Source organism: Noviherbaspirillum phoenicis, from assembly GCF_047237965.1.
Classification (GTDB): domain Bacteria; phylum Pseudomonadota; class Gammaproteobacteria; order Burkholderiales; family Burkholderiaceae_D; genus Noviherbaspirillum_A.
This window is the reverse complement of record NZ_JBDFLX010000002.1, coordinates 266,831-289,472: the sequence shown is the minus strand read 5'-3', so window position 1 is coordinate 289,472 and position 22,642 is coordinate 266,831. Positions and strand designations below refer to the sequence as shown.

Genomic DNA, 22,642 nt, shown 5'->3' with positions numbered 1-22,642 from the left:
CGTCCTCGGTTTTCCTGCCTGACCGCCGAAGACTAGGCGCTGCGGCAACTGCAGTGCGATCTCAGCAAGCTTGCGTGCCGGACGACGCAGGCCCGCTATAACGCAGCGCGCATCGCCGCGATGGCAGCTGTCGTGGCCGCCAACGCGGCGGGCCTGGCAATCGGCACCTGGCCCATCTCCTGGCAGCGCCGCGCCGGCCGGCGCCGGCTCAGGCCTTGCGCTCCACCACCACTTCCAGGTAGGGGCTGGGCAGCACCAGCGTGCCATCGCCTGAACGGTTTAGCCCTTCCATCAGGTCCAGCAGCTCCTGCGCGAAAGCCTGCTGCCGGCTCTCATCGAGCGCGGCAAATGCCTTGTTCATCGGGCCGTAATAGGTGCGGAACACCTCCAGCCAATGCTGCGGCGAGCGATAGCGGAAGACGAATACGCGCTCGTCGATACGGATGCCGGCTGCGGCCTGGCCGAACATTTCCTCCAGCCTGGCCCGGGTGCCCCACAGCGCGGGCGACTTCACGCCTGCTGCCGGCGGGATGTATCGGCCTATCGTTTTGAACACCCGCCCGATGAAACTGTCCGGCGTCCAGTTCGCCAGGCCGATCCGGCCGCCCGGCCTGCACACCCGCACCATCTCGCTGGCCGCCCGGTCCTGGTCCGGCGTGAACATCACGCCGAAGGTTGACAGCACCACGTCGAATGCCGCCTCGGCGAAGGGCAGGTTTTCCGCATCGGCCTGCTGGAAATCGATGGCATAGCCATTGGCCTCGGCGCGGCGACGGGCGCTGTCGAGCAGCGCCGGCACATAGTCGGTCGATGTGACATCGCACCAGCGGCGGGCCGCGGCCAGCGTTGCATTGCCATTGCCGGCGGCCACGTCGAGTACGCGCATGTCGGAACGCAGATCAAGCGCTTCGCACAGGTTTTCGCCAACGATCTGCAGCGTGCTGCCGATCAGGGCATAGTTGCCGGTAGACCAGGCCGCCTGCTGGCGGGCCTTGACGGCGGCCAGATCGGCCACGGGGACAGGACTGGGTGAGGACATGAAAGGCTCCTTGAGTGAACCTCGAACGGTTGAAGGAACGCAGGCTGATGAATGGCAAGCGACACCATCCTGCCCGGTCGCCATGCGGAAAACCTGGGTCATGCGCCTGCGCTAACGCTCGCGGCTGAACTTTGTCATACTCCATCGCGCCGCCTCGCCATTGATCTTCGCTAATGGCGCCACCAGATGAGTAGTTCAGGAGGCGCAGTCTGCTGCATGTAATTGCTGGCTTCCGGCAACGGCGCAACGGCTGGCAATCTACGTTAAACTGCTATACAAATTAAATCATCAATAGGATTAGTCAATGACCTTCATTGAAAAGCGTGTTCGGCCCGTCAAGGTCATGCAGGCAGTGTTGAAAGAATACGAACATCCCGCCAGTGGCGCCCGCCACATTCATCTGGCGACCGACGATCCCGAAATGGTTTTCCTGGTGGCTTTCCCCACCGTGCCCGACAAGGACGATGGCCGTGCCCATATCCTGGAGCACCTGGCGCTGTGCGGCTCGCGCCGCTACCCGGTGCGCGACCCGTTCTTCTCGATGCTACGCCGCTCGACCGCGACCTACATGAATGCGATGACCTATCCGGACCGCACCGTGTATCCGTTCGCCAGCACCAGCGAGGCCGACTTCTTCAACCTGCTCGGCGTCTACCTGGACGCGGCCTTCTTCCCGAAGCTCGACTACCTGGACTTCCTGCAGGAAGGCTGGCGCCACACGCTGGAGAACGGCAAGCTCGGCTATGGCGGCGTGGTGTTCAACGAGATGAAGGGCGCTTTCGCCGACCCGATGCGGGCACTGGCGCAGGGCATGGACGCGGTGCTGTTTGCCGGCACCACCTATGCGGTGGAGTCGGGCGGCGACCCGCTGGCAATTCCATCTCTGACGCATGACGACCTGAAGCAGTTCCACGCCAGCCATTACCATCCGTCGCAGGCGGTGTTCATGACGGCCGGCGCAGTCGATCCGGCCGCGGTGCAGCGGGTCATTGCCGAGCATGTGCTGGACAAGCTGACGGGCCAGGCGCCGCGCATGATGCCGGAACTGGCGCCGCAATGGGACACGCCGCGCAGCACCACCATCCGCATTCCGTCGCCGACCGCGCGCGACGATGAGTACGGCATGCAGCTGGCCTGGCTGGCTGGCGAATCGGCCGACCCGATGGCGTATTACCGTGCGCAACTGCTGGAGGCCGGCCTGGTGGGCGATGCCTCGGCGCCGCTGCTGCATGCGATGGAAACGGCCGGCTATGGCAGGCCGTCCGCCTTCAACGGCATGGACCCGAGCCACCGCCAGCTGGTGTTCCACCTGGGCATGGAAGGCCTGACCCGCGAACAGACCGAAGAGGCGCGCGCGCTGATCTGGCGCACGCTGGAAAAGACCACGCAGACCGGCGTGCCGCACGCGGTACTGCAGGCGGCGCTGCGCGACCTGCGCTTCTCGCAGCGCGAGATCCAGGGCGGCCAGCTGCCCTACGGCATGCGCAAGCTGCTGCAGGCGCTGCCGTTCGAAATGGCCGGCGGCGACATCATGACCGCCTTCGACAGCGAAGCCACGCTGGCGAAGCTGGAGCAGGACATCCGTCATCCGGAGTTCTTCAAGTCCATGGTGCGCGAACTGCTGGCCGCGCCAACGCGCCTCACCGTCACGGTGGAGCCGGACGCCCGCTATTTCGAGGCGCGCAATGCGGTCGAGGAAGAGCGCCTGGCGCAACACGCGGGCGCGATGGACGAGCGCGAGGCGCAGCGCATCGCCGCCGAAGCCGAAGCGCTGCTGGCGCGCCAGCGCCAGCCCGTCAACAACGACCTGCTGCCGCGCATCCGGCCGCAGGATGTGAGCCCGCTGCCGCGGCCCCTGCACGAGCTGCCCGAAGACAGCGGCCGCCTGCTGGGCCTTAGCATTGCCAGCAACGGCATCAGCTACGGCCGCGTGGTGTATGACGTATCCGCCTTCGACGAAGCGGACTGGCCATGGCTTGACCTCTATGCGGAACTGCTGCCCGACCTCGGCGTGGGCGCGATGAATTTCGCCGAAGCGGCATCCTGGCGCAAGCAGCTGGCCCCATCGTTCTCGGTCGATCTCGATGCGCAGGAGTCGCTGAAGGCGAACGGGCCTGCCTTGCGCATCAACCTGGCCTTTTCGTCGCGCAATGTGCGCGAGGAGCAGGACGCGATTGCGCAGCTGCTGTCGAAGTCCATCCGCGAGGCGCGCTTCGATGAGAGCGAACGCATTGCCTTCCTGATCGACCAGATCGCGGAAAACCAGCTGCAGGACCTGGCCGACCAGGGCGACCAGTACGCCGCCATTGCAGCCGAGCTGCCCTTCTCCCTGAGGCGCCGCTTCCAGGATGCGGTGGATGGCGCCGGCGCGCTGCGCTTCTACAGCACCCTGGCGCATCAGATCGAGTCCGACGATGGCCTGCAAGCCATCTGCGAACGGCTCTCGGCGCTGCACCAGCGCGTGCTGGCGGCGCCGGTGCGCATCATAGGCGCTGGCGTGGGAGAGGATGGCGAGCACCTGGCGCGGCTGATCGACGTTCCTGGCGCCGACCCCGACAACGCGCCCGCCCCGCTGCAACGCGAGCGCGGCGCGCCGGCCAGCGTTGCGCTGACGGCGCCGGCGCAGGTCAACCACTGCTTCGCAAGCTGGGCGGTGCCGCGCCTGGGCCATGAGGATGCGCCGGTGCTGTCGGTGCTGGCCAACCTGATGACCAACCAGGTGCTGCACCAGGCCCTGCGCGAGGAAGGCGGCGCCTATGGCGGCACCGCGCGCTATGCGGCGCACAGCGGCGTGTTCACCATGCTGTCCTACCGCGACCCGCGGCTGGCCGGCACCTACGACGACTTCGCCCGCGCCGTGGCCTGGGTGGTGGAAGCGCCGCTGCAGCGCGAGCATATCGAGGAGGCCATCATCGGCGTGATCGGCGAACTCGACAAGCCGCGCAGCCCGCATCATGAAGCGCTGCAGGCATGGCAGCTGCGGGAAGCAGGCGTCACGCAAGCCATGCGCGAGCAGTTCCGGCGCGGCGTGCTGGAATGCACCGATCTTCAGCTCAAGGCGGTGGCCATGCGGCATCTGCAGAATGCGCAGCCGAGCCGTGCTGCGTTTGCGGGGAATGCGGCGCAGGATCTGGCGGGCCTGGAAGTGGTGGACCTGATGGCGCTGGCCGGCCAGGCGGCCTGAGGCACCGGAGCGGGGCGAGCGCGTTGCCGTTGACTTTCCGGTCCCCTCGGGCGCGCCGCGTCAGCGGTGCGCGGCGCGCAAAAAGCGGGGCGTCGGTTTCGGCGCAACGCGTTTCGCCCTTCCCTGCTTCGGCATCGCCCGCAAGCCGGCTAGTCTTTCTCCTTCAACGCCATGCCATAGCTGATCCCATGCTGCAGGAAGCCAAGCTGCTCATAGAAACGATGCGCATCGCGCCGCTTCAGATTGGATGACAGAATCAGCTTGTAGCATCCCGCCTGCCGCGCCATGAACAGTGCTTCCCGCACCATAGCCTCGCCGACGCCGCGCCCGCGCTGCGCGCGGCTCACCACCACTGCATCCAGCAGGGCCTGAGGCTGTCCGCCCTGCGAAGGCGAGGCAAAGATCATCAGTGAAAAGCTGGCGACCGGCTGCCCGTCCAGGTAAACGAGGTAGGCGCGAAAGTGCGGGTAGGCAGCCATGTCCGCGAGCACGGCGCGCATTGCCGCATGGTCGGCATCGGTCACGGCGGCCGGGTCGCCGTCGTCCATCTCCGCTTGCAGCGCTGCAAGCAGCGCGGCGTCATCCTGCGTGGCGACACGCAATTCAATATCGGGCAAGGTGCCCGCATCCATCGTGTTCATCGGCATCTCCCGTGATTCATATGGCGCACTATGCACGTTGTCATGCGCACTTACAACCGTAACCTGCGCTTACAACTTGCTGGTCAACTGGCTGTCTGCAGCAGGCGTTAGTGGGGGGCAGGCAAACTGCTCAACCACTTGATGAGGGCTTTATGAAAAATCTGATCGTTATGTCCGTTGCCGCCCTGTTCGTCAGCGCCGCCTTTGCACAGGCTCCCGCGGCAACCACCACAACGCCAGCCGCACCTGCCACCACAACGAGCACGACCACCACGGCACCCGCCACCAAAGCAGCCGTCAATGCCGAAGCCAAGTCCGAGAAAGCCGATGCCAAGGCCAGCGAAAAAATCGCCAAGGCAAAAGCCGACGAGAAGGAAGCCGTGAACAAGGCCGACGCCAAGGCAGAGAAGTCCAAGGCAAAGGCGCATGCCAAGGCGGACAAGAAAGTGGCCGAAGCGAAGAAGGACAGCAAGGAAACCAAGGTCGATGCCACGACCACGAAGTAATCGTCACCCATGACGCCAAGCCGGGTTCGCCCGGCTTTTTTGCATTCCCCGCCGGCATCACTCCGGCCGCTATCGGCGCGCCGATTGATCGAATTCGTGTTGCCGGCTTGCCAGACACCACCGGGCCGAAACTTTTGTCGGCATGGCAAGTCTGACTGTCAGTGCCATAATGCCTGCCCGCCATTGTGCTTACCAATCGAATCGAGCTTCCCGTCAATATCCACCCCCAGCCGGACGAGACGACCTGTGGCCCTACCTGCCTGCATGCGATATACCGTTACTGGGGAGATGACGAGCCGCTGGCTGATCTGATCGAGCGAACCGGCAAGCTGGCCCAGGGCGGGACCTTTGCCGTGCTGCTGGCCTGCGACGCCCTGCGCCGCGGCTATGACGCCACGATCTATACCTACAACCTCAACGTGTTCGACCCCAGCTGGTTCAACGGTTCCGACGTCGATATTGCCGAGCGCCTGCGCATGCAGCGCGAGGTCAAGGCGGACTACCGCCTGCGGCATGCCACCGAAGGCTATCTGGAATTTCTGCGGCTCGGCGGCCGCTTGCGCATGAAGGATCTGACACGCGGGCTGGTGCAGGGCCTGCTGCGGCGCGGCTTTCCGCTGCTGACTGGCCTCAGTTCCACCTATCTCTACCGCGCCATGCGGGAATACGGCACCGACGATACGCCCGACGATGTGCGTGGCTTGCCCTCGGGTCATTTCGTGGTGCTGGCCGGCTATGAGCGCGAGCGCCGCAAGGTCCTGGTGGAAGACCCTTATCAACCCAACCCGTTTGCCGGCGCGCACCAGTACTGGCTCGGCATGGATCGGGTGCTGGGCGCGGTGCTGCTGGGCATCGTGACCCATGACGCCAACCTGCTGGTGATCAGGCCAAGGGATGGGAGGCGGCGGGATACCCGATGAAGATTCTGTTCGTTGTCAGCCGGCCGGAAGACTGGCCATTCAACATTCCCGGCATCACCGCCATTGCCGCCCGCAACTACCTGATCGACCCGGCCTTCGGCGAATTGGCTTCGGCCCGGGTATTCAACCTGTGCAGCAATTACCGCTACCAGAGCCATGGCTATTATGTGTCCCTGCTGGCGGAGGCGCGCGGCCACCAGCCGCTGCCCGGCGTGGAAGCGCTGAAGGACCTGCAATCGAGCGAGCTGCTGCAAAATGTCAGGGACAGGCTGGGCGACCTCGTCAACTGCACCTTCGCGCCGCTGGAACAGGACCAGGCCGAGCTGCGGGTCTACTTCGGCCACGATGCCGGCGGCGACCGCCGCAACGAGCATCTGTGCATGGAGCTGTTCCGCAGCCTGTCCGCGCCCATTCTGCATGCCCGCTTCAAGCGCACCGCCGGCAACTGGCGGCTGATGACGATCCGCGCCGGCGAACCGGGCGAGATTCCCGAAGCCGACCGCGATGCGTTCTGCCAGTCGGTGCAGGCCTATATGCGGCGGCAGAAGATACGCAGCACGCGGCCGGCCGGCGAAGCGCCGCTGATCGCCATCCTGCATGACCCGCAGCGCGAGGAAGCGCCCTCCAACCCGCAGGCGCTGCACAAGTTCTGCGAGGCAGCCACCATGCTGGGCATGAAGCCCAGCCTGATCACGCGGCGCGACGCCGGCCGCCTGACCGAATTCGATGCGCTGTTCATCCGCGACACCACCAACGTCAACCACTACACCTATCACCTGTCGCGGCTGGCGGCGGCGGCCGGGATGGTGGTGATCGACGATCCCGACGCCATCCTGCGCTGCACCAACAAGATCTACCTGGCCGAACTGCTGACCCGCCATCACATACCGATACCGAAGACGCTGGTCGTCCATCCCGACAATATCGACCGCATCATTCCGACGCTGGGCCTGCCCTGCATCCTCAAGCAGCCTGACGGCGCCTTCTCGCTAGGCGTGGCCAAGGTCCACACCGAGGAGGAACTGATGAGCAAGGTGAGCGAGCTGCTGCGCCATTCGGAACTGGTGCTGGCCCAGCAGTACCTGCCGACGGAATTCGACTGGCGCATCGCTGTGCTGGACAACCGGCCGCTGTTCGTGTGCAAGTACTACATGGCGCCAGGGCACTGGCAGATCATCCGGCACGACAGCGTCCAGACCAGCGAGGGCAGGACCGAGGCGCTGTCGATCGGCGAGGCGCCCAACGAAGTGATCGACATCGCGGTGCGTGCGGCCGGCCTGATCGGCGACGGCTTCTACGGCGTCGACCTGAAGGAAGTGGATGGCCAGTGCTACATCATCGAGATCAATGACAATCCGAACGTGGATGCCGGCAACGAGGACGGCGTGCTTGGCGATGCGCTGTACCGCGAGGTGATGGGCGTGTTCAACAAGCGCATCGAGGCGCTGCGGGGGATGAAGCCATGAGCGCGCCGCTGCATGCCTTCGGCGGCGTCGGCATCGAGCTGGAATACATGATCGTCGAGCGCGAGACCCTGGACGTACTGCCCGTGGCCGACAGGCTGCTGGCGGCCGCGCCCGGCAGCGAGGACTATGAAGTCACGCATGGCGAGATGGGCTGGTCCAACGAGCTGGTGATGCACCTGGTGGAGGTCAAGAACCTGATGCCCGCCGCGTCGCTCGACGGCCTGCCGGCGGCCTTCCGGCGCGAGGTCGACCAGATCAATGGCCTGCTCGCCGGCATGGGTGCGCGGCTGATGCCGGGCGCGATGCATCCGTGGATGGACCCGGACCGCGAGACCCGGCTATGGCCGTATCAGAACCAGGACATCTACCAGGCCTACGACCGCATCTTCGACAGCCGGGGCCATGGCTGGTCCAACCTGCAGAGCATGCATGTGAACCTGCCCTTCGCCGGCGACGACGAGTTCGCCCGTCTGCATGCGGCGATCAGGCTGGTGCTGCCGCTGCTGCCTGCGCTGGCCGCGAGTTCGCCCTACGCCGACGGACGCGATACCGGCTATGCGGATTACCGGATGCATGTCTATACCCACAATGCCGACCGCATGCCGTCCATCGCCGGGCTGGTGGTGCCGGAGACCGTGCGCAGCCAGGCCGATTACGAGGCCCGCATCCTGCAGCCGATGTATGACGATATCGCCGCGCTGGACCCGGACCACGTGCTGCGGTATGAATGGCTCAATTCGCGCGGCGCCATTGCCCGGTTCGACCGCGACGCCATCGAGATCCGCGTGATCGACACCCAGGAACATCCGGACGCCGACCTTGCGGTGGCGGCCGCGGCGGTGGACGTGACGCGCCGGCTGTATGCCGATGGCGACCTCGGCGCGCAGCAGGAGATCGCCACCGAAGCGCTGGCCGCCGTGCTGGCTGCCTGCATCCGCGACGGCGATGCCGCCGTGATCGACAACGCCCGCTATCTGCGGCTGCTCGGCTTCACCGAAGCGCGCCTTTCTGCGGCCGACGTCTGGCGCGGGCTGCTGCGGCCGCTGCTGGCCAGCCAGGACCAGGCCTGGTGGCGGTCGCCGCTGGAGACCATCCTCCGGCATGGCACGCTGGCGCGGCGGCTGCGCGACGCCATCGCGCGCGAAGGCATGACGCATGCCTGCCGCCGGCTGTGCGATTGCCTGGAGCAGGGACATGCCTTCCTGCCGTGAGGCGCAATGCCCGCCATGCATATGGCCGGGCGCCGCGCCGGGACCATCGACGTGAAAAAGGACGATGGCTTCCTGATCAGTTGCGAACACGGCGGCAACCGCATTCCCGCCGCCTACCGTCATTTGTTTGACGGTCATGGCGCGGTGCTGCGCAGCCACCGCGGCTATGATCCCGGCGCGCTGCGCATGGCGCGCGAACTGGCGGCAGCCCTGGCTGCGCCGCTGCATGCCTGCACGGTCAGCCGCCTGCTGATCGAGCTGAACCGCTCGCCGCGGCATGCCCGCCTGTACTCCGAATTCACCAGGGACGCCGGCGCCGAGCTGCGCCGCGAGCTGATCGAACGGTATTACCTTCCCTACCGCGACGCGGTCGAGACCCGCATCGGCACGATGATCAGTGATGGCCTGCGCGTGGTGCACCTGTCGTCCCATAGCTTCACGCCGGAGCTGGACGGCGCCGTGCGCGACGCCGACATCGGCCTGCTCTACGATCCGCGCCGCGGCGGCGAGCGCGCGCTGTGCCGCGAATGGCGGCTTGCGCTGGGCCGCCATGCGCCCGGGCTGAAGGTGCGCATGAACTATCCGTATGCCGGCACCGCCGACGGCTTCACGACCTATCTGCGTCGCCGCTTTCCCGGTACGGACTATCTCGGCATCGAGCTGGAGATCAACCAGCGCCATGCGACAGCGGGTGCGGCATGGCACGCCCTGCGCGAGGCCGTGACCGCCGCGCTGCGGGATGCGCTGCAATCAGGCCGCGCCAACGCTGGGGTCCTTCCTTACTGAGCGTTGCGCGGCAGTTCTGTCGTGGTTGTCATAAGCGCGTCATACGTGCTTCCTATACTCCGCTCACCCTGAACGCTGCGCGGCCATGCATGATGCCCAAGGCCGCGATGCCAGCCGGAGCAGGTCAACCCCATTCCACTGCCTATTGAACAAGATGACGACCAAGTCCCCGCTTTCCCGCCGCCAGGCACTCAAATTCCTCGCCAGCGCGCCGCTGCTGCCGCTCGGCCCCGCGCTTGCTTCCACGCTGCTGACCGGTTGCGGCGGCGGCTCCGACAACGTTGCCGCCGCGCCGGTGGAAGCGCCGAAGACCACGGCCTCGTTCGCCTCGGTCAGCTTCAGCGCGATGGCGGCGCCCAACCTGACGACGCCGGCGGCAATGGCCACCACCAGCGTGGGCTCGACCATGACGGTCAATTACAGCGATGCCAGCAAGGTCGACTACAAGCTGGCCTATCAGCCCTTCTTCATCACCGGCGACCGCGTCCCCGACGGCAACGGCGGCACCATCCTCGCCGGCGGCTATGTCGACATCTACAACCAGCCCATCATCGACAGCAGCGTGCCGGCCAGCCCGCGCCAGTTCTACTCCGATTCGCCGGACGGCACCTCCCTGCTGACAGTGCCCAATGCCAGGGTCAATGGCGTCAAGGGCAATGCGGTGTTCGCCGTGGTGCAGTTCGAGTACACCAGCCTGGCGCAGGACGGCGTGACCAACATGTACGGCAGGCTGCCGTCGCCGATCGCGGTGCTGACGCTGGACCAGGACCCGGCCACCGGCAAGCTGTCGCTGGTGAAGTATCACAACGTCGACACCTCCTCCGTCAACGGGCTCTGGATCACCTGCGGCGCCAGCCTGTCGCCATGGGGCACCCACCTCTCCAGCGAGGAATACGAGCCGAATGCCTTCAGCGCCGCGACCGACGCCCAGTTCCGCGCCTTCAGCAAGAACCTGTACGGCAGCGAGACGGTGGCCAACCCCTACCACTACGGCCACCTGCCCGAAGTCACGGTCAATCCCGACGGCACGGCGTCGATCAAAAAGCATTATTGCCTTGGCCGCATCTCGCATGAACTGGTGCAGGTGATGCCGGACAACCGCACCGTGATGATGGGCGACGATGCCACCAACAGCGGCTATTTCATCTTCGTGGCCGACCGCGAGAGAGACCTGTCTTCCGGCACGCTCTATGTCGCGAAAGTGGGCGCCGGCTTCTCGCTCGATCCCAGCGCCAGTGGTGCGCCGCTGACCTGGATCAGGCTGGGCTCGGCCAGCAGCGCCGAAGTCCAGCGCCTGGCCAACACGCTGCGGCCGACCGACATCATGGATGTGAAAACCACCGATCCCGCCGACCCCGCCTATGCCAGGGTGGCCGCCAACGGCCGCATCGAGTGGATCAAACTGATGCCCGGCATGGAGAAGGCGGCGGCCTTCCTGGAAACCCATCGCTACGCCGCGCTGGTGGGCGCCTCGATGGGCTTCACCAAGATGGAAGGCACCACCGTCAACGCCCGCGACAAGGTGGCCTACTCGGCGCTGCAGAACTGCCAGAGCGCGATGGTGGCCGGCAATGCGCTCAACGTGCCGGGCAACGGCGTCTCCATCCCGAGCCAGCTGGCTGCCGGCGCGGTAATGGCGCTGAACCTGAAGGGCGGCGTGCAGGACACCAACGGCGTGGCCATCAGCAGCGAATGGATGCCGGTCGACCTGAAGGCGCTGCTGGTGGGGCAGGACATACCCGCCGACGCGCTCGGCAACACCGCCAATCCCGACAAGGTGGCCAATCCCGACAACCTGAAGTTCTCGGAGAAGATGCGCACCCTGTTCATCGGCGAGGACAGCAGCCAGCACGTCAACAACTTCCTGTGGGCGTACAACGTGGACACAAGGCAGCTCGCGCGGATCATGTCGATTCCGTCCGGCGGCGAGTCCACCGGCCTGCATGCGGTAGACGAGATCAATGGCTGGACCTACATCATGAGCAACTTCCAGCATGCCGGCGACTGGCTGCCTATCCACAGCGCGGTCAAGTCCACGCTCGATCCGCTGATCAAGGCCAATTACCGGAATGCATTCGGCGCGGCGGTCGGCTATCTCACCGCCGACGCCACGGCGATCCGCACGAAGAAGGCATAAGCCGGTAACCGCAGCGCCTGGCGCGGCATGGCGGGAACGGGGCAATCCCCGCCCGCGGTCATGCCGCTGCCTTGCAGATGACGCCGGACGCGGCACTTCCCGGGCCTTGCCGGGCTGCGCTGCCCTGAACTAGGCGGCCGCCACTACCCGGTTCTTGCCTTCGCGCTTGGCCTGGTACAGCGCGGCGTCGACCCGCTGTATCAGCTGGTCCTGGCCTTCGGCTATGCCCACCAGCGCCGCGCCGGCGCTGAAGGTCACCAGCACCTTCTGGTGCTCGAACATGAAGATGGACTTGGTCAGTTCGCGCTGGATGCGGGTGACTGCCTGCATCGCATCCGGCAGCGTGGTGTTGGGCAGGAGCAGCATGAACTCCTCGCCGCCGAAGCGCGCGATCACATCCATCTGCCGCAGCGTGGCCCGGATCACCCTGACCAGATGCACCAGCGCGTTGTCGCCGGCCTGGTGGCCCAGCTTGTCGTTCAACTGCTTGAAGTTGTCGATGTCGAGCAGGGACACGCACAGCGGCGTGTGGTAGCGGCGCGAGCGCTGCATTTCGCGGCCCAGCGCTTCCAGCATGCCGCGCCGGTTCAGGCTCTCTGTCAGCGCATCCTCGCGCGCCAGTTCGCTCATTTCCTCCAGCTTGGCTTCCAGCGCCTGGATGCGCTTCTGCGCGGCGAGCAGCTCCGAGCGCGCCGCGCCGGCCTGCGCGCTGACGGTGCGGGCATGGTTTTCCAGCGTGGCGGTTTCACGCTGCACCGCCGCCAGGATGGGCCGCAGTTGCTCGGCGTCGCGCACGTCCGCCAGTTCGCTGGAATAGGCACTGATGCGGGTATGGTATTGCCCGGTGCTGTCGGCGACGGTATCGAGGCTCGCAATGAAGGTTTGCAGCATGCGCTCGACCGAGTCGCGGGCCTGGTCGCGGCTTTCCTTGATCCTGGACTGGCGGGCGGCGACATCCTGCAGATTGGCGATCGCCGCCTGCAGCACGTCCACGCTCAGTGGGCTGTCCAGCAACGCCTGCACCGTGGCTGCCTGGCCGTGCGCCCAGGACTGCTGCTCGGCCAGCCCGGCCATGTTGGCGCTCAGGTGGCGCAGCAGGTCCAGCAACAGGCTCTGCTTCTGCCGGGACAGCTCGCCATGGCCGGCGCAGTCGTCGACCAGGCTGGCCATTTCCTGCAGCACGCCTTCGGTCTGCTGCGGTCCATTCACGCTTCTGACGCGCCCGGCGGCGCTTCTGGCGCGCGTCGCCAGCGCATCGCCTGCCGCCAGCAGCGCCGGCATGCCGCATTCGAGCAGCATGGCGGTGGCCGACTGCCACGCGTCGGCGCCGGCCGGCGCTTCAAGCTCGATCGACTCGCGCCGTGCCGGCGCACGGCCGGACAGCTCGGTTGCCATCTGCACCAGATCCAGCAGCGTCCTGCTGGCCAGCGCCCAGTCGGCCTGGTCCAGAGCCCGGCCCAGGCGCGGCGCGAATACCGACATTTCCCCACGCAAAGGGCGCAGTTGCTCCAGCAGCAGACGCAGCACGGCCTCGGGCGTCAACGTCACCGCTGCCTCGGCGGGAGGCGCGGCAGCGGGCGCGGCAGCGGGCGCGGCCGCCGGCTGGATGTTCAGGACGCGTTTCAGCATGGGGCGGTTCCCCTTGGGAAGCGCTGCTGGAACGGCGGCAGGTAATGGAAAGCGATATCGGACGGGTAGAGCATGGCGACTGAAAATGACGGAGCAGATAAGGCAGCGACAGCACTGCTGTCCCGAGTCAACAGGGCATTGTTAACCGCCGCTCGGGAATAATCAGTAATTCTCAGTATATTACCAGCAGGAAATTAAATTTGGGCGATAATCGCTTCCAATAAACAACAGCGGGCGCAACGCGCTGTTCGCGCCGCGCCCGCCGGGGTGCCGTTTCGTCTGATACTGGCGTCGGATGAAGCCCGGTCCAGGCTTACAGAGCGTCTTTCAGACTGCCCGCCACGAGGAAGGCAATGAATCTGCCTTCGTCGTGCGGCCCGATCGTGCCGACGCGCCCTCTCCTGCCCTACGCGCCGTTGCCGCGGGAATGCAGCGGCCCCTTGGCCCAGGGTCCGGTAATGGCGAAGGTGATGCCCGGCGTCTGGATATTGACGAACAGGAAGCGCCCGGTCGGATCGAAGCAGGCGCCGCAGAATTCCCGGGTGCGGTTGTCGCCTGCGGCGCTGGCTACCTTGCCGGCCGCCGCCACCTGTTCCGCCGTCAGGTTGACATTGTTCTTGGCGAAAATGTACGCATCGCCGGCATCGGTCAGGCCCATCAGGCGCTGGCCGATGCCGAAGCGGTCGCCGGTTTCCGCGCCGCCGTCCTCGCACAGCAGCAGGCCGCCGCCGGGGCTGACGGTCAGGTTGTCGCCCATGTTCCCCACCAGCGCGCCGGGGCTGCTGTAGATGCAGGTGATGCGCTGGCGCGCCAGGTCGAGTTCCCAGACCGTGCCGCGCGACGCCGAACCGCCGCTGGTGTCCATCACATAGATCCGGCCCTGGTAGTACCACATGCCTTCGCCGCGATTCATGCGCGCCGCGCCCTGTGCCCAGCCCTGCACGAAGGGGCCGGCCGCATTGGTGATCACCTGGCCGTTCAGGCCGGTGGCAGTGCCGCGCGCCTGGTCGGGATTGGCGATGGTCACCCATTCCAGTTCATATTGCTGGTCCACCGATACCGTGGCCAGATTGGCATTGGACATGCCTTTCACCCTTGCCATCTGCAGCGTGCCGCCCTGCGCCAGCGTGCCCGGCGCGCCCGGCGTCACCCGGGGCACGTAGCGGTAGAAGCCGGATTTGCCGGAACTGTCCTCGGTCATGTAGACGATGCTGGTGGCCGGATCGACCGCGGCCGCCTCGTGGCCGAAGCGGCCCATGCCGACGATGGGCCGGGCCGAGGTGGAAGACGGGTCGGCCCGCACTTCGAATACGTAGCCGTGCATGTTGCCGGCGCTGCTGGCCGCGTCCGAGCTGACTTCCTCGCAGGTCAGCCAGGTGCCCCAGGGCGTGACGCCGCCGGCGCAGTTGCCCTGGGTGCCGCCCAGGCTGGGCGTCATGCCGACCCATTTGCCGTCGCGGAAAGCGAGGTTGGTGGTGCCGCCGCCGGGCTTGTTGACCAGGCCGCTGTTGGTGCCGCGGTCATAGACGGCGGGCGCATCGATCACGCTTTCCGGCGCGACGAAGCCGATTTCATGGTTGCGCACCAGCACCACCTCCACCCGGTTGCCGCGGCTGCCCGCGGCAATCACGCCCATGCCGTCGTGGCCGCCCGGGCAGGGCTGGCCGTTGCCCATCAGGTCGCCGCGCCAGCCGTAGCTCTTGTAGGTGAAGCCCGGCGGCAGTTGCAGCAGCGGCAGGCCGGTCGTCATGTCGTTGGTGGGCGCGATCGGGCCGTAGGGGCTTTCCACCAGCGCAGTGACGCCGTCGGCGGCGTGCGCCTGCCTGGCCTGCAGCGCGCCGAGAGCGCCGATGAAGGGCAGCGCATGGGCGCCGGCCAGGCCCTTGAGCAGATTGCGGCGCTTGCCGGAGATATTGTGGTCGGTCATGGTGTTCCTCCTGTCGATGAGCATGGGTCAGATCCTTCGCACGCGGTCCGGACGGCGCCGGCCGCGAAGAACTGGCGGAAGATTAATCACCGCATGCTTCAAGGGCATGACCACAGGATGACGATTGCATGACCGGCAATGCCGGACCGCTCAGAACCCCAGCAGCTCGGCCAGGCGCGCATCCCGTATCACATCGATGCCGCCGTCGGCGGCCTGGCGGCGCGCCTGCTCGGTCAGTTCGCCAAGCGCAAGATAGGCGCCGCTGCCGGCCTTGGCGGCGCGCATGGCCGCCTCCAGGTCGCGCAATGCGTCGGCGCCATGCCGGGCCGCCTTCCAGCGCCGGCAGGCCAGGAGCAGCACCTGCTCGTTCTTTTCGGCGCGCAGGTCGGCGCCGGGACCGGCGTAGGGCGTCACGGTGTAGCCACGGCGGCGCAGTCCCTCCTCGACCGCCTGCAGGAAGTCGCGCGACGACATTGCCGTGGCGCGCTCCAGGGTGCGCGCCACCGCGGCCGGGGCCGGCGCCTTGAACTGCCGCCAGGCGGCCATGCAGCCGATGACGAAGAACGGCGCGCCGGAAAAGGCCGCCAGCGGCTTGTAGGGCGACGGCATCAGCGCCACCGCCAGCAGGCCAACGGCGGCCGCCACCAGAAAGCTGATCCACCAGCGCGAACGCAGCAGGATGGCGAACAGGGAGTTTTCCTTCATTTTGATGGACATGGCATGGCTTTTTCGGGGATGCAGGGGGCGCCATCATAACGCAGCCGCCTGTGCCATACGGTCGGGCTGCGATGCGCGCAAACCCGACAGGTGCGACGGGCGAACTTTGCCGGCATGCTGCCATCGAAACAACAAAGCCCGATGTCGTGCAGCATGTGGCGCGCCCGGGCTATCCCCTACTCTCTGCAACGGACCGGACATGATCATTTCACGCAAGTGCCGCCAGCTGGCGGCATGCCTCGTCGCCTGCTGCATCGGCATGGCCGCCTCGGCCGCCACGCCACCCGGCAACGACAGGGCCGACAGCGGCCATGCCGCGCGTTCAAAGGCAGCAAAGACGGCCAAGGCCGGCAAGAAGGCCAAGACGGCAAAGTCCGGCAAGGCGGGGCTGGACCTGTCAGGCAAGGCGCGCCGGGGCAAGGCGTCGTATTACGCCCGCAAGTTTCACGGCCGGAAGATGGCGGACGGCACACGGATGAATCCGAATGCCAATGTGGCCGCGAGCAAGACACTGCCGCTGGGCACCAAGGCGGAAATCGTGAACCTGGAAAGCGGCAAGAAGGCGGTAGTGGAAATCCGCGACCGCGGCCCGTATGTGAAGGACCGGATCGTCGACGTCACGCCCAGCGTGGCGGACAAGCTGGACATGAAGGAAGACGGCGTGGCGCCGGTGGTAGTCAAGCCGATCGAAGTGCCGCAGCCGGACGGCAGCGTCAAGGCGGGCGAAGGCGCGGCCGGCCGTTGAGCCCGTAACGACAATAGCCAAGCGGATCAGCTGGCCTCGCTGGCGCAAAGTCGGGTGAAATTATCCCGAAGGGCATTCCACCAACTCACCGATCAGCGCAAGGCATTACCGATGCCGCGCCATGTACCGAAGCCAAGGCGCCGTCCACTGGAAATGCCAACGCAGGCGCTGCTTTCAAGGATCCTTTCCCGGAACGGCAGTGTGGTCTCGCTGGCCAACCGGGGCCATCGCGTTCGGTGCCTACCCTGATTAGCCATCGGCGCCATTCGCTTCGGGTTATTGCGCCGAACCGCTCATTGCATCTGCGGACGGTTCACCGCGCTGCGCGATGACCATAAAAAAGCCCGTGCGGCGATCCGCACGGGCTCTGGTTTGCTGCCTTGCGGCGCCTAGCGGCGGCCGCTCACCTTCTCCCATCCATGGCGCACCGCGGCCTTGAAGCGCTCCCAGTCGCTGCCCGGGTAACGGGTCTGCCAGTCGCTGCGGGCGCTGGTCTCAATGTCGTCCCAGGAGCGGTTGGCGTAGCGCTGGTCGCCAGCCAGCGTCGAGCCGTACTGGTAGGCCGGCGCATAGTCCTCGTATTTCGCGCCGGCGGTGCTGGCGTAGCGGGTCTTGAAGTCGTCGCGGAAGTCCGTCATGCCGGCGGTACCGGTGGCGCCGGCCTTGCCGTCGCGTTCGACGTCGACCACGGTTTTCCTCACCGTGTCGCTGATTTCCTGCGTGGTGCTGGTGGCGGTCTTGCCGACCACGACTTCTTCGACCACACGCGCCGTCTTGTTCACCACTGCCTGCTCGGCGGTCTCGCGCACCTCGATCGTTTCTTCCTTGAAGTTGGCGAGGTCGGCTTCTGACGCCGGACGATCGACCGGCCGGCGCTCGATGGCCGCATGTTCCTCGCGCAGCGTGACGCTCTCGTTGACCGGGGTTTCCACCACATGCGATTTGACCTGCACATGGCCGGTCTCCACCGCGCGCTTGCCCACTTCGAGATGCTCTTCCACCACAGGGATCGTGCCAGATTCGGCACCGGTGGCGGTGGCGGTACGGGCGGTGCCGGTGGCGGCAGCAGTGCTCACGCCGGTCGGCTGCGCGTCGTTCCAGTGCGTGGTGAAGTGTTCACGGTCTGCATCGGTCTTGGGCTTGACGCCCATCAGGATGCCGCCGTTCTTGATGCCCTGTTCGTAATGCTTGACGGTTTCCTCCGGAATGCCCCAGCCGATCAGGGCTCCCAGCAGTCCGCCCGCCGCGCCGCCGGCGCCGGCGCCGACCAGCGCAGCCGCCAGCGGGCCGGCAATCACCAGGCCCAGGCCGGGCAATGCGATCGAGGTGCCGACCGCGGCAATGGCAGCGGCAATGGCGCCCAGCGTGCCGCCGATGCCGGCGCCGATGCCGGCGCCTTCAGCCGCCTTGGTATGCAGGTCGGTCTTGACCGACTCGTCGCCGGAGAAATAACGCTTGCGGGTTTCATCGCTCATCACCAGGTTGACGTCGTCGTGGCCATAGCCGCGGGTGGACAGGTCCTGATAGGCGCGCTCGGCGCTGTCGCGATCCGGGAAGAGGCCGGTGACGAGCGGGGTCTGCTTGTTGCTGGTGGTCTTGGTAACCATGTCATGCTCCTTTGTCGTTGGCCGTGACCGCCGCATGCGGCATGGTCCCGGCATTAGGGATGAGGAATAGGGGATGGATGAGGTCAGACGGCCGGCTGCGCCGGCCGCTGCCGTCAGCGTCTACGCTGGGCGATCTGGCCCAGCGCGATCGCCAGCGCAGCGCCGCCCAGGGCCTTGAACAGCTGGGGATTCTGCGCATAGTAGCGGCTCATCTGATCGATGATGCCGGGATGCTCCTGCTCGGCGCGGTTGGCTAGTTCCTGCACTTCCTCTGGGCTCAGCTTCTCGGCATCCTGCGGCGTGAGCTGCGGTGGCGTGCCGCCCTGGCTCATGCCGCCACCACCCAGGAGGCCGCCGAGCAGACCGCCAAGGCCACCGAGGCCGCCCAAGCCGCCGGCACCCATGCCGCCTGCATTACCCATGTTGCCCATGTTGCCCATGTTGCCCATGCCGCCGCGGCCGCCGAGCATCGACCCCAGCACTGCCGGACCGAGCGCGCCGATCAGCTGATTCAGCATGCCGGCACGCTGCCCCGAATCGGCCTGCCCGAACAGTTGCCCCATCATGTTGCCGAAGGGTGGCGTCTGTTCGGAGCGAAAGGCCTGGTTGAAGCCGTGTTCCAGCATCTCCGGGTCAGCCTGCCGTGTCACTTCATCGAAGTCTTGTTCGACCTGTTGCGGCGGGGATTGCTGAGCGGAGGCATCGCTGTACTGGTCCAGAATGCGTCCGAAATCGGAACCGAATGCCATGATGTTCTCCTGACAATGAATTAACGAATTAATCAGAAAGCCCATGGTCGGGATGGTTCCTGCCAGCGTGCAGTCCCTTAGCGCGAACGCAAAGATCATCCGATTAACCGGAACCGCCGCCTTCATGCGGTGATGCATTGATGGACATGCGGTAACATGCGCGCGATCCCGAACCGATAACGATGGAGCAGTGGCAAGCGATGAATATTCCGGAAGAGTTCAACACGCCCGAATTTGCGCGCGGCCTGGCCAAGCGGGTAGAGGTATTGGGCGAGGCCCATGTCCAGCGTTCGCTCGACAATGCCGACGCCTTCAGCCGTCCGCTGCAGCAATATGTGACCGAGGCCGCCTGGGGCGCCATCTGGGGCCGCGATGGCCTGGATGCGAAGTCGCGCAGCATGATCACGGTGGCAATGCTGACCGCCCTGGGCAAGCAGCATGAGCTGGCAGTGCATGTGCGCGGCGCGCTCAACAACGGCGTGTCGGCACGCGAACTGCAGGAAATCCTGCTGCAGTCAGCCGTCTATGCCGGCGCGCCGGCGGCGCTGGAAGCCTTTCGCACCGCGGGCGCGGTGCTCAAGGATGCCGGCGTTCAGGTGGAGTGAGTCGATGCGGTAGCGGACTCGCGGCGAGGCGTCTGCGTCGTCTTATTACTACCTAAGCGCTGGCGCGCCGCATTGCGGCCGCCAGGCAGGTTTCTTCCTCCTGCCCGTCATCGGCCAGCCAGGCCTGGTTGCGGCCGAGCTGCTTGGCCTTGTACAGCGCCTCGTCCGCCCGCCTGGTCAGCTGCTGCGCCTGCCGGCCATTCGCGCCCATGCAGGCGATGCCGATGCTGGTCGAGACCGGCAGCAGCACGCCATCGACATCGAACGGCCGGCGCATCGCTTCCAGTATCTTGCCGGCCACCAGCCGCGCCTCGGCTGCGGCAGCGAGGTTTTCCAGGACGATGGTGAATTCGTCGCCGGCCAGGCGGCACACGCTGTCGGTGGCGCGCACCGCGCCCGAGAGCCGGCGTGCGAACTCCTGCAGCACCATGTCGCCGCCGCCATGGCCCAAGGTGTCGTTGATGCGCTTGAAGTGGTCGACATCGAGGAACATCAGGCCCACCCTCTGCCCGGTGCGGCCGGCACGCCGGATCGCTTCGTCCAGCTTCTCATCGAAGTGACGGCGGTTGGGCAAGCCGGTCAGCGCGTCCATGCGGGCCAGGGCCTGCAGCTTTTGCTCGCTGGCCCGCAGCACGCTTTCCGCATGCAGCCGCTGCTGCACTTCCAGCGCCAGTTCCTCATTGCTGTGCTGCAGTTCGCGGGTACGCTGCTGCACCCTGCTTTCCAGCTCTTCCTGGTGCCGCTGCAAGGCCAGCTCGGCCTGCTTGCGCGCATGGATGTCCTCGATCACCGTGATCAGGTAAGCCGGACTGCCGTCGGGCGGCCGGTTCACCGATACCGTGATCGCGCCCCACACCATGTCGCCGTTCTTGCGCAGATAGCGCTTTTCCATGCTGTAGGCATGCCGCCGCCCTTCGATCGCCTCGCGCAGCAGCGACAGGTTGGCCGCCAGGTCGTCCGGATGCGTCACCTGCTGGAAGGTCATGCGCTGCAGCTCGTCGGCGTCGTAGCCGAGGATGCTGCATAGGCGTGGATTGACGCGCAGCCAGGCGCCTTCCAGCGATATATGGGCGATGCCGACCGGCGCCATCTCGAAGGTGGTGCGCAGCGTCGCCTCGCTGGCGCGCAGCGCAAATTCGGCCTCGCGCTGGGCAGTCACGTCCTGGATCAGCGACAGGATGGAAATCGGCGCGCCATCCTCGGCGAACAGGATCGAGTTATGCCAGGCGCAATGCACCATGCGGCCATCGCGGTGCATGCTGCGGCCGTAGCTGACATTACGCAGGCCGCGCCGCTGCAGCAGTTGGCGCATGCCTTCCAGCATGGCCGGCGCATCGTCCGGATGCACCAGCCCGGCCTCGCCCAGCGGCACGCCCAGCATGCGCTCGGCACTCCAGCCGAACAGTTCCTCTGCCCGGTCCGACCATGACACTGTGCGCATCGCATGGTCCCACTGCACCACCGCCAGCGGCGAATTATGGATGTGCGAGGACAGATGGCGCAGCGCCGCGTTCAGTTCCTCGTCGCGCGCCATCGCGCGCGCGGCAATGACCGACCTGCCAATCTCCTCCTCCACCATCTCGGCCAGGTGGCGCAGGCTGTCGAGATCGATGTCGTCATCATTGCGCGGCCTGATGTCGACAAGGCACAGGGCGCCCAGCGCGTGGCCTTCCTGGCTGCGCACCGGGTAGCCGGCATAGAAGCGCACATGGGGCGAGCCGGTAACCATGGGGTGATCGGCAAAGCGTGGATCTTCCAGCGTATCGGGCACCACCAGCGCCTCGCCATTGCACAGCGCTTGGTAGCCAAGAGCTACCGCATGCAAAGACGTGGCGGTGTCCATCTCATGGCGCGACCGGAACCACTGGCGTTCGTCATCGAGCATGGAAACCAGGGCGATCGGCACCTGGAACAGCCTGGCGGCGATACGGGTAATGCGGTCAAAACGCGGATCGGCGCTGGTGTCGAGCAGCTGCAGGGCGCTCAGCGCATGGAGCCGCTGCTGTTCTTCTGATGGGCTTGGCGGCTCTTTGTGCGTCGTCATGCTTCTGATAATTTTTCATTCCGTACGGTGGTACCAAGATTATGTCATGCAAGCATCACTGATGATTCCAGGATGCAATATTTGACAATGCCATGAGGCAATTTAAAAGTTTGCTTGGGGAATTGTTGCGAATTTACATCGATGGTTCTTGCGAGGATATCGGAACAGTGGGTCGTCAAGCGGCTGGATTGAATGTAGGCAGGATGAGAGAAAAGGGACGCGGGGCCAACTCTCCGTTAACCCAAAGCTGTGTTTCTGAAGCCAATAAGCAAGCGTAGCCTGGGTTGAGCGCGAGCGAAACCCGGACCACCTTTCCTTGATTCAAAGCGGTATTTGTTGAGCCAAGAAGGGAAAGATCTATCCTGGAAAAGCAATGAATGCCCAGAGATTTCCGAGGCTTGAATAACCAGTTTTATTCGGCAGTTGCTACGGCTGTGAGCTTGGGCTACCTATTATTTCAAGAAGCAACGCGCGACGAAGTTACCCTGTCGATCAATTCTTGGTTTACTAAATCCCGGATTTCGCTTCGCTCATCCAGGCTACGCTTGCTGCATCCCGTGGTGGATGCGCCGGCGCTGGAACATATCGATCTACGCAGCGTTTCAGCGATTTATGACGCGTTGGGTAGCCAGCGTTCGCGCGGCTTTTTCGCGATGGGCGGCTAGGCGAGGCCGATCAAGGAAGGCGAACTGCTCGACCATTTCATCCTGCTGCAGGAAACCGTGGAGG

The 22,642-nt window shown here is 65.7% G+C and carries 18 protein-coding genes; 10 read left to right on the top strand and 8 right to left on the bottom strand.

What is annotated here, in order from left to right; genetic code table 11:
• Positions 1–208: 208 nt before the first annotated feature.
• Positions 209–1,039, bottom strand: coding sequence for a class I SAM-dependent methyltransferase (locus ABC383_RS20875; RefSeq protein ID WP_413016841.1), 831 nt, complete (start codon positions 1,037–1,039; stop codon positions 209–211).
• A gap of 304 nt (positions 1,040–1,343) precedes the next feature.
• Between ABC383_RS20875 and ABC383_RS20870 the strand changes: the two genes are divergently transcribed.
• Entirely contained in the window at positions 1,344–4,223 is a 2,880-nt protein-coding gene (locus ABC383_RS20870; protein ID WP_413016839.1) for an insulinase family protein, read from the top strand.
• Positions 4,224–4,372: 149 nt separating this feature from the next.
• Here the strand turns inward: ABC383_RS20870 and ABC383_RS20865 are convergent, their stop codons facing one another.
• On the bottom strand, positions 4,373–4,864 hold the full coding sequence (locus ABC383_RS20865) for a GNAT family N-acetyltransferase (protein ID WP_413016837.1): 492 nt from the start codon (positions 4,862–4,864) through the stop codon (positions 4,373–4,375).
• A 152-nt stretch (positions 4,865–5,016) separates the two neighbouring features.
• On the opposite strand from ABC383_RS20865, the gene ABC383_RS20860 reads away from it, so the two are divergent.
• The 6 genes from ABC383_RS20860 (at position 5,017) to ABC383_RS20835 (ending at position 11,890) form a co-directional block, all read left to right on the top strand.
• On the top strand, positions 5,017–5,370 hold the full coding sequence (locus ABC383_RS20860) for a hypothetical protein (RefSeq protein ID WP_413016835.1): 354 nt from the start codon (positions 5,017–5,019) through the stop codon (positions 5,368–5,370).
• Positions 5,371–5,555: 185 nt separating this feature from the next.
• Positions 5,556–6,290 carry a C39 family peptidase gene (locus ABC383_RS20855; RefSeq protein ID WP_413016833.1) on the top strand — a complete coding sequence of 245 codons (735 nt, stop codon included), beginning with the start codon at positions 5,556–5,558 and terminating at the stop codon, positions 6,288–6,290.
• A complete protein-coding gene (locus tag ABC383_RS20850) occupies positions 6,287–7,756 on the top strand; it encodes a RimK family ATP-grasp domain-containing protein (protein ID WP_413016831.1) in 1,470 nt (489 codons plus the stop codon). The genes ABC383_RS20855 and ABC383_RS20850 overlap by 4 nt, the downstream gene beginning before the upstream one ends.
• Entirely contained in the window at positions 7,753–8,967 is a 1,215-nt protein-coding gene (locus ABC383_RS20845) for a carboxylate-amine ligase (protein ID WP_413016829.1), read from the top strand. Before ABC383_RS20850 ends, ABC383_RS20845 begins: the two co-directional genes overlap by 4 nt.
• Before the next feature lie 6 nt (positions 8,968–8,973).
• Complete coding sequence (locus ABC383_RS20840) at positions 8,974–9,753, top strand: N-formylglutamate amidohydrolase (RefSeq protein WP_413016827.1); 780 nt, start codon at positions 8,974–8,976, stop codon at positions 9,751–9,753.
• Positions 9,754–9,907: 154 nt separating this feature from the next.
• Positions 9,908–11,890: a PhoX family protein gene (locus ABC383_RS20835; protein WP_413016825.1), complete on the top strand. Its 1,983-nt coding sequence runs from the start codon at positions 9,908–9,910 to the stop codon at positions 11,888–11,890.
• A 129-nt stretch (positions 11,891–12,019) separates the two neighbouring features.
• Here the strand turns inward: ABC383_RS20835 and ABC383_RS20830 are convergent, their stop codons facing one another.
• The 3 genes from ABC383_RS20830 to ABC383_RS20820 form a co-directional block, all read right to left on the bottom strand.
• Positions 12,020–13,519, bottom strand: a complete 1,500-nt coding sequence (locus tag ABC383_RS20830; protein ID WP_413016823.1) for a GGDEF domain-containing protein — start codon at positions 13,517–13,519, stop codon at positions 12,020–12,022.
• Between the two features lie 406 nt (positions 13,520–13,925).
• Positions 13,926–15,446, bottom strand: coding sequence for a PhoX family protein (locus tag ABC383_RS20825; RefSeq protein ID WP_413016821.1), 1,521 nt, complete (start codon positions 15,444–15,446; stop codon positions 13,926–13,928).
• Positions 15,447–15,596: 150 nt separating this feature from the next.
• Positions 15,597–16,163, bottom strand: a complete 567-nt coding sequence (locus ABC383_RS20820) for a restriction endonuclease (protein WP_413016819.1) — start codon at positions 16,161–16,163, stop codon at positions 15,597–15,599.
• Between the two features lie 199 nt (positions 16,164–16,362).
• Here ABC383_RS20820 and ABC383_RS20815 point away from each other — a divergent pair, with 199 nt between their 5' ends.
• The gene (locus ABC383_RS20815; protein WP_413016817.1) at positions 16,363–16,908 is read left to right on the top strand and encodes a septal ring lytic transglycosylase RlpA family protein; all 546 of its coding nucleotides are present in this window, start codon (positions 16,363–16,365) and stop codon (positions 16,906–16,908) included.
• Positions 16,909–17,297: 389 nt separating this feature from the next.
• Here ABC383_RS20815 and ABC383_RS20810 read toward each other — a convergent pair whose 3' ends face one another.
• Both ABC383_RS20810 and ABC383_RS20805 read right to left on the bottom strand, forming a co-directional pair.
• Positions 17,298–18,515: a YsnF/AvaK domain-containing protein gene (locus ABC383_RS20810; RefSeq protein WP_413016815.1), complete on the bottom strand. Its 1,218-nt coding sequence runs from the start codon at positions 18,513–18,515 to the stop codon at positions 17,298–17,300.
• A 113-nt stretch (positions 18,516–18,628) separates the two neighbouring features.
• Positions 18,629–19,390: a hypothetical protein gene (locus tag ABC383_RS20805; RefSeq protein WP_413016813.1), complete on the bottom strand. Its 762-nt coding sequence runs from the start codon at positions 19,388–19,390 to the stop codon at positions 18,629–18,631.
• A gap of 56 nt (positions 19,391–19,446) precedes the next feature.
• On the opposite strand from ABC383_RS20805, the gene ABC383_RS20800 reads away from it, so the two are divergent.
• Positions 19,447–19,869 carry a carboxymuconolactone decarboxylase family protein gene (locus ABC383_RS20800; RefSeq protein ID WP_413016811.1) on the top strand — a complete coding sequence of 141 codons (423 nt, stop codon included), beginning with the start codon at positions 19,447–19,449 and terminating at the stop codon, positions 19,867–19,869.
• A 52-nt stretch (positions 19,870–19,921) separates the two neighbouring features.
• On the opposite strand, the gene ABC383_RS20795 is transcribed toward ABC383_RS20800, so the two are convergent.
• Entirely contained in the window at positions 19,922–21,913 is a 1,992-nt protein-coding gene (locus tag ABC383_RS20795) for a bifunctional diguanylate cyclase/phosphodiesterase (protein ID WP_413016809.1), read from the bottom strand.
• A 377-nt stretch (positions 21,914–22,290) separates the two neighbouring features.
• Between ABC383_RS20795 and ABC383_RS20790 the strand changes: the two genes are divergently transcribed.
• Positions 22,291–22,578, top strand: a complete 288-nt coding sequence (locus ABC383_RS20790; RefSeq protein WP_413016807.1) for a hypothetical protein — start codon at positions 22,291–22,293, stop codon at positions 22,576–22,578.
• The last annotated feature ends 64 nt before the right edge of the window (positions 22,579–22,642 follow it).